General features: G+C 52.8%; 13 protein-coding genes. 2 read left to right on the top strand and 11 right to left on the bottom strand.

Features of this window, described 5'->3' with window-relative positions:
- Positions 1–62 precede the first annotated feature (62 nt).
- From EDF78_RS24550 to EDF78_RS24500, 11 genes are all read right to left on the bottom strand, one after another.
- Positions 63–890, bottom strand: a complete 828-nt coding sequence (locus EDF78_RS24550) for an ABC transporter (protein ID WP_243839488.1) — start codon at positions 888–890, stop codon at positions 63–65.
- A 119-nt stretch (positions 891–1,009) separates the two neighbouring features.
- A complete protein-coding gene (locus EDF78_RS24545; protein ID WP_095922323.1) occupies positions 1,010–1,684 on the bottom strand; it encodes a DsbA family protein in 675 nt (224 codons plus the stop codon).
- Between the two features lie 138 nt (positions 1,685–1,822).
- Complete coding sequence (locus EDF78_RS24540) at positions 1,823–2,014, bottom strand: DUF4762 family protein (RefSeq protein WP_095922324.1); 192 nt, start codon at positions 2,012–2,014, stop codon at positions 1,823–1,825.
- 525 nt (positions 2,015–2,539) lie between these two features.
- The gene (cheZ, locus tag EDF78_RS24535) at positions 2,540–3,184 is read right to left on the bottom strand and encodes a protein phosphatase CheZ (RefSeq protein WP_095922325.1); all 645 of its coding nucleotides are present in this window, start codon (positions 3,182–3,184) and stop codon (positions 2,540–2,542) included.
- A 10-nt stretch (positions 3,185–3,194) separates the two neighbouring features.
- Entirely contained in the window at positions 3,195–3,584 is a 390-nt protein-coding gene (gene cheY, locus EDF78_RS24530) for a chemotaxis response regulator CheY (RefSeq protein WP_095922326.1), read from the bottom strand.
- Positions 3,585–3,630: 46 nt separating this feature from the next.
- Positions 3,631–4,680, bottom strand: a complete 1,050-nt coding sequence (locus tag EDF78_RS24525) for a chemotaxis response regulator protein-glutamate methylesterase (RefSeq protein ID WP_095922327.1) — start codon at positions 4,678–4,680, stop codon at positions 3,631–3,633.
- Positions 4,680–5,552, bottom strand: a complete 873-nt coding sequence (gene cheR / locus EDF78_RS24520) for a protein-glutamate O-methyltransferase CheR (RefSeq protein WP_095922328.1) — start codon at positions 5,550–5,552, stop codon at positions 4,680–4,682. Before cheR ends, EDF78_RS24525 begins: the two co-directional genes overlap by 1 nt.
- Positions 5,553–5,633: 81 nt before the next feature.
- Positions 5,634–7,304 carry a methyl-accepting chemotaxis protein gene (locus EDF78_RS24515; protein WP_119822394.1) on the bottom strand — a complete coding sequence of 557 codons (1,671 nt, stop codon included), beginning with the start codon at positions 7,302–7,304 and terminating at the stop codon, positions 5,634–5,636.
- Positions 7,305–7,493: 189 nt separating this feature from the next.
- Entirely contained in the window at positions 7,494–9,188 is a 1,695-nt protein-coding gene (locus EDF78_RS24510) for a methyl-accepting chemotaxis protein (protein ID WP_133824149.1), read from the bottom strand.
- A 99-nt stretch (positions 9,189–9,287) separates the two neighbouring features.
- Positions 9,288–9,881 carry a hypothetical protein gene (locus EDF78_RS24505; protein ID WP_133824148.1) on the bottom strand — a complete coding sequence of 198 codons (594 nt, stop codon included), beginning with the start codon at positions 9,879–9,881 and terminating at the stop codon, positions 9,288–9,290.
- 66 nt (positions 9,882–9,947) lie between these two features.
- Complete coding sequence (locus EDF78_RS24500; RefSeq protein ID WP_133824147.1) at positions 9,948–11,423, bottom strand: MFS transporter; 1,476 nt, start codon at positions 11,421–11,423, stop codon at positions 9,948–9,950.
- Between the two features lie 114 nt (positions 11,424–11,537).
- Between EDF78_RS24500 and EDF78_RS24495 the strand changes: the two genes are divergently transcribed.
- Both EDF78_RS24495 and EDF78_RS24490 read left to right on the top strand, forming a co-directional pair.
- Positions 11,538–12,551: a helix-turn-helix domain-containing protein gene (locus EDF78_RS24495; RefSeq protein ID WP_133824146.1), complete on the top strand. Its 1,014-nt coding sequence runs from the start codon at positions 11,538–11,540 to the stop codon at positions 12,549–12,551.
- Positions 12,552–12,850: 299 nt separating this feature from the next.
- A complete protein-coding gene (locus EDF78_RS24490) occupies positions 12,851–13,141 on the top strand; it encodes a Bor family protein (protein WP_133824145.1) in 291 nt (96 codons plus the stop codon).
- Positions 13,142–13,921 lie beyond the last annotated feature (780 nt).

Below are 13,921 nucleotides of genomic sequence, written 5' to 3'. Positions count from 1 at the left end.
ATCGATACCTTAAAACGCCCTGTTCTTTTCAGTAATATCGCTGCGCTGTTGCGGATGGGTTTTCATTCATTAATAAAAAATAACGAATGTGAATGCCACAGCATCCAGTCGGTTGAATGTTCACGAATACTTTGTTCAATAATGCGCGGCATTTTTTCTTTTAATTCTTTAGCACTGACCGGGTCATGAATAACGATATTTAACCCTTTGTCATAATAAAGATGATAAAAAATCACCTTCGCAGACATCATTCGTGCCAGCCGGATAATACCGCTGTGTAAACTGGCGGGACGACCAAATATCCGGCAGGATAATTTCTCAGCTTTGTCTTTACTCGCGTACTGCGTGAAATCAGGCGTGATATCCGGGAATAAAATAATATTCCGCTGGTTATCGGCGGCCTCCATGACCGACGTCATCAGATTCCCGGCAATGTTTTTATTATCTTCATGTATCGAACAATAGGTCAGATCAACGCCGCCCAGTTGCCGTTCTGCTGCGGAATGCGCATCCGCGCTGCGCGAGGTAATGACTGTCGCTTTACCCGGAAACGCCGCGGCACCGACCATGGTACTGAGTACGTCCGACACCATGTGTAATGGCGCGAGGATCACCGGCTGACCGGCGCGTTGCAGCGGCTCGACCACCGCATTGAGCCTGGCCGAACAGTCAGCCAGCTCACGTAATGCACGGCGGTTCTGTCCGTAGGTCACCGCCTGAATCAGCAGCTGTCGCCGCTGGGTCAGCCAGATATAATCAAATTTCTGATTGTCATTCATCAGACACTGACGGTTAGACTGCGCGACCGCCGCCCGTAACTTCACATCACGCCCTGTCAGCCCTAAAAAGCGGCTGACGTGGGACAAGGCAAAAATAACGCGATAATGCATGTGCCGGAATAATAAACAATGCGCCCTGTAGCCAGTAAGCCGGAGTTTATACAAAAACCACTGACATCTGACGGTGAGGTTTTTCCAAAACAGCGCGCACCACAGGGCAACGAATTTCATTATTTCTCCGGCGCCTGATCATTCTTCAAAATAGAAAGTAATTTGTCAGAGAATGACGGAAAATCACGATCCTGAATCGCTACCCATTTTTTGGCCACAATAAAGGTCGGGGTCGCATTAATGTCGTAATACTGTGAAACGCGGGTCATATAATCGAGCAGGTCTTTGACTTCTGCCGACTGACTGACTTTATGGTATTCATCGACATCAATCTTATTCTCTGCCAGCCACGCATCTCGTTTTGCCGGATCACCTAAATCAATGTGATTTTTCATGACCGCGTCATAGGCGCTTTCACGGTGGGCTTCTTCAATGCCCATCACCTGTAATGTGGCAAATACCGGTGCAAAGCGCGCCAGTCCGCCCTGATTATCCAGGCTGAAGTGCAGACGAACCAGTTTCTTGCCCGCTGGCATACGTTTTTCCAGCGCCTCAACATTCTTTTCGTTTAATGCACAGTAATGACAACCGTATGAGAAGATTTCAATAATATCTTGCCCATCCGTAATCGGACTTTTGGCTAATTTATCCGCCGACAGCGACGTCAGAACCTGTTGTCCGTCATCGCTGGTTTGGTTGCGTACAAGGTAATGGATCCAGGCTGTCGTAATCAGCGCTGAAATAACTGCGACAAAAACGGTATACGCCAGAATGGGCAGAATTCTTTTTTTCATGGGAGGCTTTTCATCCTGAAATAATAATACGCGACGCTCACCGGGGAAATATCAGGCGGGCGTTGTAAAGGTAATACAACGCCCTGTCAGATAAACAGTAAAACTATTTAGTCTGATTTAATAAGAAACAAATGTTTCTCAGCCTACGTTACCGCAGTTGATGATGGCTGCAGCGGTGAAGGTTTTAGTCACAACACCATTTTTGTCAGTACAAGTTTTCACTGCATTACAAACGGTTGCATCACCCACCAGGTTTAATTCAAAGCTGTTTACGCAAGTCGTGGTACCGCCAACAATTGCGCTTGCTTCATTCATGTTGATCTTTTTCATCTGTGATATCCTTATTTAGTCAGAGTTAATATAAAAATAGTTTGGGGATATTATTCACTGACCTGTTTCCAGTGAATCCCCGCACAGAAAAACATGATAAAACACGTCCTCCTGTGCTCCGAAATAATTACCCAGAACAGAAACATTCAGGCTTTCATTGTCGGATGCGGCGCATTGTAGCGGCGGTTTTTTAATTGGGCAATACACCTGAAATGACATAAAACGAGCAAAATCAACCGTTCCATTACCTATGTCACAGGAGTTTTCTGATATAAAATTAAGATAAAGCGCATCGGATAAATTCAGCCGTGCCCGATGCCAGATCTGCCTTATTTATGATGCAGGATATTTCCCGGATAATATTAAGAATACCGGATCCCCGAAGGGCAAAATATTTTAAAAAATATTGGAGTTAAGCGTGACGTAACGCTTTCGCGGGGACTTAGGAAGGAAAATACAGCAAAGGGAGCCAACATCCCATCCGCCTCCTTTCGCAGGAAACGGATGGGCACAACACGTTCTTCATCAGAAACCTAATGAATCCAGCAGATCATCAACCTGTTCTTGCGAAGCCACCACACCGACGCCGTTGGCGTCGAGTTGCGGGCCGTTCAGCAGACTGTCATTTTCGCGCTTGGCTTTAACCTGTTGTTCAGGAATGTTTTCCATCAGCACCATTAACAGCTGATTTTCAATTTCCTGTACCACGGTCATCATGCGTTTGATGACCTGACCGGTCAGATCCTGGAAGTCCTGCGCCATCATGATTTCCATCAACTGAGCATTGGTGAAGCTGGTGTGCTCAGGGATTTCTTTCAGGTAGCTGCGGGTGTCCGTGACCAGTTCGCGGGCATCCGATAATTCAATCGGATTTTCAAACCACTCGTCCCAGCGCTTGTCGAGTTTTTTGGCACCCGACTCCAGTTTGTTCTGACGTGGCTGTGCGGCCTCGACGCAGTTCAGGGCGCGTTCAGCCGCCTGAGCCGTCATGGTCACCACGTAGTCCAGACGATCCCGGGCATCCGGGATCGCTTCTGCCGCCTGAGCAATGGCCTGATCCAGGCCAAGTTCACGCATACTGTCACGCAACATACGGGTCAGTTGCCCAATGCGGGCGATAATATCGCCCGCGGTGGCTGCATCATTTGCAGGCATTGGTATCTCTGCCATATATGTACTCCTACATGCCCAGTTTTTCGAAGATTTTGCCCAGCTTTTCTTCCAGCGTGGCGGCGGTGAAAGGTTTCACAACATAGCCACTGGCCCCGGCCTGTGCGGCGGCAACGATGTTTTCTTTCTTCGCTTCTGCCGTCACCATCAGCACCGGCAGTTTGGACAGTGCGCCGTCAGCACGGATGGTTTTCAGCAGATCCAGACCGTCCATGTTAGGCATGTTCCAGTCGGATACCACGAAGTCAAAACCTCCGGCACGCAGTTTGTTCAGTGCATCGACACCGTCTTCCGCTTCTTCAACGTTGTTGAAGCCCAGCTCTTTCAGCAGGTTGCGAACGATACGACGCATGGTAGAGAAATCGTCTACTACCAAAAATCTCAGATTTGGATCGGCCATGTTTTATCTACTCCTAAGGTTTGCTACCCAGCGCAAGGCTGAAAAATTAAATACGTAATGCCTGACCGGCTGATATTTGTGCCAGCATCCGCTGGCTGATTTGGCTGAGATCCACCACTTCGTTTACGCCACCCGTGGCGATAGCCTCACGAGGCATACCGAACACCACACAGCTGGCTTCGTTTTGTGCAAGGGTGTAAGCCCCTGCGCGGTGCATCTCAAGCATGCCGGCGGCTCCGTCATTGCCCATTCCCGTCAGGATCACCCCGACGGCATTGCGTCCGGCGAATTGCGCCACCGAACGGAATAATACGTCGACCGACGGACGATGGCGGTTCACCGCCGGACCGTCGTTCAACTTAACCTGATAGTTGGCACCACTGCGCGCCAGCTCCATATGCCGGTCGCCCGGCGCGATATACGCATGGCCCGGCAGTACACGTTCGCCGTCTTCCGCCTCTTTCACCGTGATCTGACATAACTTGTTCAGACGGTCCGCAAAAGAGCGGGTAAAGCCCGGTGGCATATGCTGGGTGATCATCAGCGCCGGACAGGTCGGCGGCAGCGGTTGCAGCACATGGCGGATGGCTTCGGTTCCGCCGGTAGACGACCCGATGGCAATCAGCTTTTCACTGCTCAGCAGCGGCGTATGGCTGAGAATGCGCGGCTGATCAATGTTGACGCTTTTATTCAGACGCGCTTTCGAGGCCGTGCGGATCTTGTCGGCAATCATCTCGCTGTAGGCCAGCATGCCTTCGCGGATCCCCAGTTGCGGTTTGGTGACGAAATCAATCGCCCCCAGTTCCAGCGCACGCAGGGTGATCTCCGAGCCTTTACCGGTCAGCGAGGAGACCATCACCACCGGCATCGGGCGCAGGCGCATCAGTTTTTCCAGAAAATCCAGTCCGTCCATGCGCGGCATTTCGACATCCAGCGTCAGCACATCCGGGTTGAATTTTTTGATGAGATCGCGCGCCACCAGCGGGTCCGGCGCGGTCGCCACCATTTCCATATCCGGGTGGCTGTTGATGATTTCAGTCATCAGCTGACGCATTAACGCCGAGTCATCGACGCTCAACACTCTGATTTTATTCATTACCTCTCCTTGGCGAGGCCGTAGACGGTCTGACCGCGCAAATAAAATTCCCGGCTGATTTGGCTGAAGTTCTCGGAGTGTCCGGCAAACATCAGGCCACCCGGTTTAAGTAACGGAACAAATCGGCGTAAAATTTTCTCCTGTGTTTCTTTATCGAAATAAATCATCACATTACGGCAGAAAATTGCATCAAACGGACCGTTCAGCTGCCACTGGTTTGCCAGCAAATTCAGCTGCTGGAAAGCCACCATTTGCGCCAGTTCGGGACGCACACGCACCAGACCACTGTGCGGGCCGGTGCCTTTCAGGAAAAATTTCTGCAACTGCTGCGGGCTGAGCGTGCGCAGCTCTTCCAGCCGGTACACGCCCGCCGTGGCTTTCTCAAGCACCTGCGTGTCGATGTCACTGGCCTGAATGCGGCAGTTTGCCATGCGCGGCCCGAGTGCTTCGCTCAGCGTCATGGCGATGGAATACGGCTCTTCGCCGGTCGACGCCGCCGTACTCCAGACGCTGTAATTATTCGGACGCGAACGGGCATGCTCCGCCAGGATCGGGAAGTGATGCGCTTCGCGGAAAAATGCCGTCAGGTTAGTGGTCAGCGCATTGATAAACGCCTGCCATTCCGGACTGTTACTGTCGTTTTCCAGCAGCGCCATATAGCTGCCGAAATCATTAAGCCCGAGGATCCGCAACCGCCGGACCAGGCGGTTGTAGACCATTTCGCGTTTGTGATCCGCCAGCACAATACCCGCGCGCTGATAGATCAGCTCGCTGATCCGGCGGAAATGGGTATCGGACAGCGGTAAACGCTGGATCATCTGTGCCATGATCGAGGTGTTATCAGCACTCATTGGCGAGCCTGGTTGATTCATGGTGCAGCTCCATTAATGGACAGGTGGTGTTACGGGTACCCAATTACTCTTCATCCGCTGACTTTTCATCAGATGACCCTGTCAGAAGGTTTCCCAGTTATCTGCCGAACCCGCACGCGCGGTGGCCGGAAGTAACGCGGGTTGCGCCACCTGGCGAGGTGTTACGCCCTGAGCCTGCAGGCCACGGCGTGAAACCGCTCCGTCCGCAGAGGCCAGGCGGAACACCGATACTGCCCGGGTCAGATTTTCAGACTCGACTTCCAGCGCATGCGTGGAAGAAGCAGCCTGCTGAACCAGCGTGGCGTTTTGCTGCGTAACCTGATCCATTTGCGTCACGGCAATCGAAACCTGCTCGATCCCACGGCTTTGTTCGTCAGACGCCGACGCGATTTCGCCCATAATGTCGGTGACACGGGTTACTGCACGCACGATGTCATCCATGGTATTCCCGGCGGATTCCACCAGCGTTGAACCCTGGCTGACACGGCTGACGGATTCATCAATCAGGGCTTTAATTTCTTTCGCGGCCTGAGCACTGCGTTGTGCCAGACTGCGCACTTCACCGGCGACCACCGCAAATCCACGCCCCTGCTCACCGGCACGGGCAGCTTCTACCGCCGCGTTGAGTGCCAGAATATTGGTCTGGAATGCAATGCCATCAATGACGCTGGTGATCGCGCTGATTTTCTTCGAGCTGCCCGCAATATCATTCATGGTTTTCACCACATTGCCGGTCAGTTCGCCGCCTTTTTCGGCTGTATTCGACGCATCACGCGCCAGTTGTGTCGCCTGACGGGCGTTCTCGGCATTCTGCTTCACGGTAGCGGTCAGCTGTTCCATGCTGGCTGCGGTTTCTTCCAGTGCCGACGCCTGTTGCTCGGTACGGGAAGATAAATCAGTGTTGCCGGCGGCAATGCCTTTCAGACCGGAGAACATGGTGTCAGCCCCGTGACGGACGGTACGGACGGTGTCTGCCAGCGACTTCTGCATCTGTTGCAGGCTTTCCAGCATGACTTTGATTTCGTAGCGCCCTTCTACCGTGATCGGCGCGGAGATATCACCGGCACCAATACGGTCAAAATGCCCGCGCATCACGGTCAGCGGCGTAAACAGAATGCGGCGGGTAACGACCAGCGCCAGCGCGGTCAGGGCAATCAGCAATACCAGCACCACCGAGGTGTTGATCATAACGTTCTGGTATGACGCCGCCGTTTGCGCTTTGGCTTGCTGGAAACGTCCGCCCACGTAGGCGACATAATCGCCGACGTCTTTCTGGAACTGATCCTGATATTTTTGTGCCGGACCGTTCAGGAAGCCATTCATGTCACCGGTGGACAGCAGGTTAATCAGCGTCTGCAACATGTCATGCAGCGCCTGATAACTGGCTTTGTTCACGGTGGTCAGTTCTGCGGCTTTTTCGGTTCTGCGTGGCAGCGCCAGAAACGCGGCATAAGAATCTTCGGCATTTTTCAGGCTGCTTTTGGCATCCGCTATCAGCTGAGTGATGTTGTCCTGCGGTTGCTGGAGCGCCAGACGTGTTGCTGCACGGTTCAGGGTATTACGGGTTTGCAGCAGATAAGACCAGGTCTGGCTCAGCGCATCGCGTTGTTCCGTGGTGTTGGATATCTGTTCAAAATTCATTTTATCCGTGTGGGCAGCCTGCAGCGATAATCCGCTGTTAACCAGTTGCATTACAAAGAACACTATCAATAACAAAAACATGCAGGTGGACACACGGATGTGCTTAAACATGGATAACCTCGTTAGGTGTCAGCCCTGACCGGCACCTTATTTCTTAATACCCTTCATATTCAGGTCTGCAGTTGCGTTGGCTGCTCTCAGTCATCCGAATCTCTTACTGAAGTAAGCGCATCGGGATTTCCTCGTTTGCCGCCTTCCTGCAAACCTGGCTATGTTGGGTAGCGATGTTGATGTACGTGCTTAGAAGGTTTCCCAGTTTTCGGTTAAATCTGTACCCTGCGCTCCACCTGTACCGGCTTTTGAACCTGAAAGGTTCGGAGTCAACAGAGGCAGTCTGGCCGAAGAGGCCGGGTTCTGGCGCACGTTGTTATTTGTGGTCTGACTCAGCGTAAAGACCGCCACGGATTGCGTCAGCAGGCTGGCCTGCTCTTCCAGCGCCGCCGAAGCGGACGCGGATTCTTCAACCAGTGAGGCGTTTTGCTGTGTCACCCGATCCATTTCAGTAATGGCTTGTGCGACCTGCTCGATCCCACGGCTTTGTTCATCCGATGCCGAGGTGATTTCGCCCATAATGTCAGTCACACGCGTGACGGCATTGACCATGTCGTGCATGGTGTCACCGGCACTTTCCGCCAGCACTGAACCGGTATTAATACGGCTGACAGAATCATCAATCAGCCCTTTAATTTCTTTTGCTGCCTGTGCGCTGCGTTGCGCCAGAGTACGAACTTCACCGGCCACGACCGCAAATCCACGGCCCTGCTCACCTGCGCGCGCGGCTTCAACGGCGGCGTTCAGCGCCAGAATGTTGGTCTGGAAGGCAATCCCGTCAATCACACCGGTAATGTCGGTGATTTTCTTCGAGCTGCTGGCGATGTCATTCATGGTATCGACCACGTTTGCCACCACTTTCCCACCCTTCTGTGCCGTTTCCGATGCGCTCAGCGCCAGCTGGCTGGCCTGACGGGCGTTTTCGGCGTTCTGTTTCACGGTGGCGGTCAGTTGTTCCATGCTGGCTGCGGTTTCTTCCAGCGCGGACGCCTGCTGCTCGGTACGTGAAGACAAATCGCTGTTGCCTGCGGAGATTTCGCTCGCGCCGCTGTAAATCGCATCAGCGCCGTGGCGTACACCGGAGACCGTGCGGATCAGTTCGTCCTGCATGTACTTGAGACTATCGGCAAGCTGGCCGATTTCATTACGGCTTTTCACGACTATTTCGTGCGTCAGATCACCGGTTGCAATTTTGCGGATGGTATCGACGATATTTTTCAGCGGATGGATCAGAACGCGTTGTACGCCGACCCAGGCCAGAACAATGAAAATAGCCAGTACAATCAGCACAGTGCCCAGCATCCACATGGCGTGGTGGAAAGAGTTGTCGCTGATTTTTACCGCGTTGTCGTAGAGGTGATCGTTCTGATCGATATAGGTGACGAACGCTTTTTCGAAGTTATCCTGATATTGCTGAGTCGGTTGTTCGAAGAAGTCATTGATACGCCCCAGACCAATCAGCTCAATCAGTTCAGAAAGTGCGTCGTGCAGCACCTGATATTGCTTTTTAGCCTCTTCCGCGTATTGCGGGTTCTGGCTGGCATCCACCGGGATTTTTTGATAATTGGCAAAGTGCTGATCGGCGATTTGCAGATCTTTCGTCGCCGTATCGATCAGTTCCTTGACCGTTGCCCCGCTCCCCATCTGGTTAGCGTCAAGCATGAACCGTATACCCGCGCGGTTCAGGGTGTTACGGGTTTGCAGCAGATAAATCCAGCTGGCATTAAATTCTGCCTGCTGTAAACGGATCTGCTGTGATGTGGTGAAATTGTCTTTGTCTGTCTTCAGGGATTTAAAGAACAGGCCACCGGATACCAACTGTAAAGCACCGAAGACCACCAGTAAGATCACGATGCCCGTGACCACTTTCATACGGTTAAACATGTTGTTCCTTTTCAAATGAGAATTATCTGGAACAGTTATCGGCAGACAGAAGAGGAACTTTATGTGATAGGGATCAGATTTTTTTCGGGGGGAATGAGATCAGGCCACGGTGGCGACAAAACTCTTTAAAAGTGCGATGCGATGGCTATCCGGACTGACCAGAAGATCGTGGTGAATCATCAGCACCACGCCTTTCAGCAGCTCGGTGGTGTTGTCGATTTGGGAAAGGTTTTTGAGCTTTTCGATATCATTGCCAATCTCACGCCCTTTCAGCGAGAGACGCTTATTGGCCAGACCGGTCGCCAGTTCGGAGGTCAACAGGGTGACCATACGCATAGCCGCCTCCGGGTTTGAGGCCAGTTGATGAATGTAATACTTCAGCAGTAACGGCACGAAATCAGGGGTTGCCCCCAATTCCGCGCTGGCCAGATTCAGCAGATCAATCATGTGCGCAGGCACACGGGTTTCCACGGCTTTACGTTGTACCTGCAGCTGTTTACGGATGGCAGGCACAGACTGATAAGGGATCACCGCGACATTGCCGCAGGTTTTGCACACGCCCGCGATGATATTTTTCACCACACCACTGCCGTCATCAAACGGCACATCGCGCAGCTGATAGCTCACCGTGCGAAAAGCCTCACACACGCCGCACATCGCCTTTTTCTCATCCCCGACTTTATAAATAATCATATTCTTCCTTAATGATGAACACTGATGAAAACACTGCCCGCAATGTACGCCACCCGTCGTACATTCTCAAGTTTTCATTGCGGTTCGGGCTTTGTTTTGCCGTCTGACGTTAAACAGCACATAACTCATCAGCGACAGCATCCACACCCCGACCATGCCGTAGACCAGAATGACGGCAAAACCCTCCGTCAGCGCCTGCGCAATCTGCGCACCGGGCAAGTCCTCAGTCACTGCGCCACCGGCAATACGTTCTGCCAGAGAAGACAGTTCCCCTGCGGCTGGCATGACCTTTTTCAGGCTCGCGGCAATTCCCGCCACCAGCAGGCTGCCCATCAGCGCAATGTTGATCGCCAGTGTGATCAGTCGTGCGCTGATATCAATGCCTGAGGCCATTCCCGCGCGGTTTGCTGCGACCGAACCGGTGGTAGTGTTAGTGACCGGGGTATTGGTCAGCCCGAGCGCCATGCCTGCCAGCAACGCACCGGGTAACAGGCTCAGATGATGAACCACCGCGATGTGCATCAGCATAAAGCCCGCACCGATTGCGAATAACCCGCCCGGGATCAGCCGGGACGCACCAAAACGCGCCGTCAGCTTTTCGCCCAGCGGCGGCATCAGCAAAGTCGGTAAGGTGTAGGCCAGCAGCGCCAGACCAGTGGATACGCTGTCGTAGCCCAGCCCGCCCTGGTAATAGACCGGCAGATAAATCATCAGCGGCCAGAAGCTGAAGTTCATGCCAATGGATCCCATCAGCGCCCCGGAAAATGCGCGGATGCGAAAAACAGAGAAATCGAACATCGGATGCGGATGGCGTTTTTCAATCCAGATGAACATCGCAGCACTGACGGCAGTCGCCAGCAGAACGGCGCCTGCGGTGAGGCTGTTCCAGCCCAGACTGCTGCCCTGCGTAATCAGGAACGTCGCGCCCATCACCGTGACCGACAGCGTAACCAGCCCGCCGAGATCCAGTTTTTGGGACTGTCCGTCCCGGGATTCCACTACGTTTTTCAGCGCCAGAATCAGGGTCAGTACGGCGATAAATACGTGAATCAGAAACACCCATCGCCAGCTCAGCCAGGCAACCAGTATGCCGCCGATGACCGGGCCAAATCCCAGCCCGAAACCAAAGGTTATTCCCCATGCAGCGAAAGCCCGGCTGCGTGGTTTTCCTTGCGGAAATTGCGACGAGAGGATAGCGATCAGGCAAGTCAGCATCGCACCGCCACTCAGCCCCTGCGCGAAACGTCCTGCGATAAGCCATTGCGCACTGCCTGCTAAACCACATAACAGTGACGTCAGTCCGAACGCAGCAATACTGAGGATAAAAACACGTTTTCGACCATAGCGGTCGGCCAGCGTGCCGGTCGCCATCAGTACCGTGGTACAGGCCAGCGTATAGGCGTTCATGATCCACTGAAGTTCACGGAAGCTGGCATGCAGTTGCTGTTCAAGTATCGGTGATAATACGGGTACGCTGGAGATTTCCAGTCCTGACATCAGAGCCGCCAGACATACCGCCATCAGGGCGAAGGTGTTTTTCATGCTGAAATCCTGCAAGGGTAAGAGACGCACAGCATGGAAGATTGACGGCGGCGTAGAAATCCGCGCGGATGCCATATATCGTCAAGATCATGCCAATCTGATGGTTTTCCTTTTATGCAAAACGCTGGTCTGTCATTGATGTCTTCCCCGCGCAATCCTGCTCCGCGAAACCGGCGGCTGGTGCTGCTGGCCTATGAGTGTCTGTGTACCTTCGAGTTCGGGACAGCCGTCGAAGCGTTTGGTCGCGCCGATGAACTCACCGGCGAACCGCTGTATGAGTTATCCGTCGCCTCCGTCGAGGAAGGAACGTTTGGCGCCCAAGGCGGCGTGCGGCTGTTGGTCGATGGCGGGCTGGAACTGCTGGAAGATGCGGGAACCATTGTCATCCCCGGCTGGCGAAGCATCCACGAACCGGCCTCTGACCGGCTGATCGCGGCCCTGCAAACAGCACATCGTAACGGCTCGAGGATTGTGTCGATCTGCGCGGGAAGTTTCGTGCTCGGCGCTGCCGGTTTACTGGACGGCAAACGCGCCACCGCGCACTGGAACAGCACCGATGTGCTGGCGCAGCGATTTCCGCGGGTACAGGTTGAACATGGCATGATTTATGTCGATGAAGGCAGCATTATCACCTCAGCCGGTGGCGCGGCGGGCGTCGATTTGTGTCTGCACCTGATCCGCCGCGATTACGGCATTGAAGTCGCTAACCGCACCGCGCGCAGGATGGTGACGCCGCCGCTGCGTGAAGGCAATCAGGCGCAGCTGATACAACAGCCAGTGCCGCGGCATCCGGCAAAAACCCTCGCTCCGCTGCTCGATGATTTACGCAGCCATCTCAATACGCCGCTGGTGATTGATCAACTCGCCGCACAAGCTGGCATGAGCCGCCGTACCTTCCTGCGTCGTTTTCATGATGCTACCGGCACCACGCCGGGCGAATGGATGCTGAGCGTAAGGCTGGAAAAAGCCTGCGCCCTGCTGGAAAACGGCACACTGAGTATCGACCGCGTCGCCGAACAGGCCGGTTTCGGATCGCCGGAAACTTTACGCCATCACTTCCGCCAGCGGCTCGGGACGACGCCGTCACAGTGGCGCAAGGCGTTTGTTGAACGGGATTTGGTGGGGTGAGTGCTGGGGCTGGCTGGACGGCAGTAAACAGTCAGCCCAATCGTGATCCGCATAAATACGCAGCGTTTATTATTAGTATAATGGCTGAATATTATTGATTATCATTCATATTAAAATGCAACCGGCTAATAACCTTTACCCTCCGTTAATACAACACAGAAAAGCCTCAATCCTCACATAGTTCAACACAGAGTAAACCAAGTACTTTAATAACGAATAATAGTGAGTGGTCGGATTTGTGAAAGTATCAACAGGCCAGAATATATGATTTCACCTCTTTATTATCAATATGAGTTATCATGAAAAAATTAATTATTTCGGTCCTTGCTGTCACTGCATTGTCAGGCTGCGCTCAACAGACATTCAAATTAAATGAGGGTATTGCAGAGCAACCCGCTCATGTTACCAGACAAGCTTTCTTCGTTAATGGTATTGGGCAAGAACATACAATAGACGCAGCAAAAATTTGTGGCGGCGCAAATAAAGTTGTTCGTACTGAAGTTCAGGAATCAGGTATGGATGTATTCCTGCGCATCATCACTTTAGGAATATATACACCTCGTGAAGCAAGAGTTTATTGCACGAAATAATAACTCATGATGATTTTTTATAAATGCCTGCTGTCATTGCTAAAGATGATTAGCAGGCATCTTTTAAATCAGATCTTAGTATTAATTAATTTTCAACGCTTGTGGTCTCAATAATCAGATCGCGCCCTCCTGCATTGACCTGCGATCTTGAGCTGCCTGTGCGGCAGTGAACTCAAAGCAGCACGCTTTGCTTTTGCTCCTTCCCCTCTCACGAGGGGAAGGCTGGGATGGGGTGTGGGTTTGATGGAAACGCAAACAGTTAAGCCGTCTTTAATACCCCACCCCAACCCTCCCCTTCGCAGGGGAGGGAGCCGGTCTCAGTTGTAGTTGATTTCGGTGTAACGGCTCGGCCAGATGGTTTCGGCTTTTACGCCGATGGCTTCGGCAACCCCAGCATGGATACGGGATATGTTACTCAGCCTTTCTAAGCGGCCTATGCGGCAGTGAACTGTTGGGTTTTCAGGTTTAGGCGTTGAACTGCAAAAGATTATTCCTATTTCGGCAGAAATACCCTCTTTTTATGTGGCTTGCGTGATTTAGTAAAATCAATGAGTTAGAAAGGGTGCGAAAAAAAGGGTCAGTTCACAGATGCCATTAATACCCCACCCCGGCCCTTCCCTTCGCAGGGGTGGGAGCTAACTGAGCACTTTCTCAGCAATGTCTGGCGGCCAGACCGGGGCGGTTTTTAGCTCCTCCCCCTGCGAAGGGGGAGCAGCTGTGTCGAATGTCAATCCGGCAGCGATTAATTTGCTGCCCATTCACGACCATCTCGCACCATCG

This window comes from Rahnella sp. BIGb0236 (genome assembly GCF_004364755.1).
Taxonomy (GTDB): Bacteria; Pseudomonadota; Gammaproteobacteria; order Enterobacterales; family Enterobacteriaceae; genus Rahnella; species Rahnella victoriana.
Note: the sequence above shows the minus strand (reverse complement) of the source record. Positions and strands in the feature narration are given on the sequence as shown.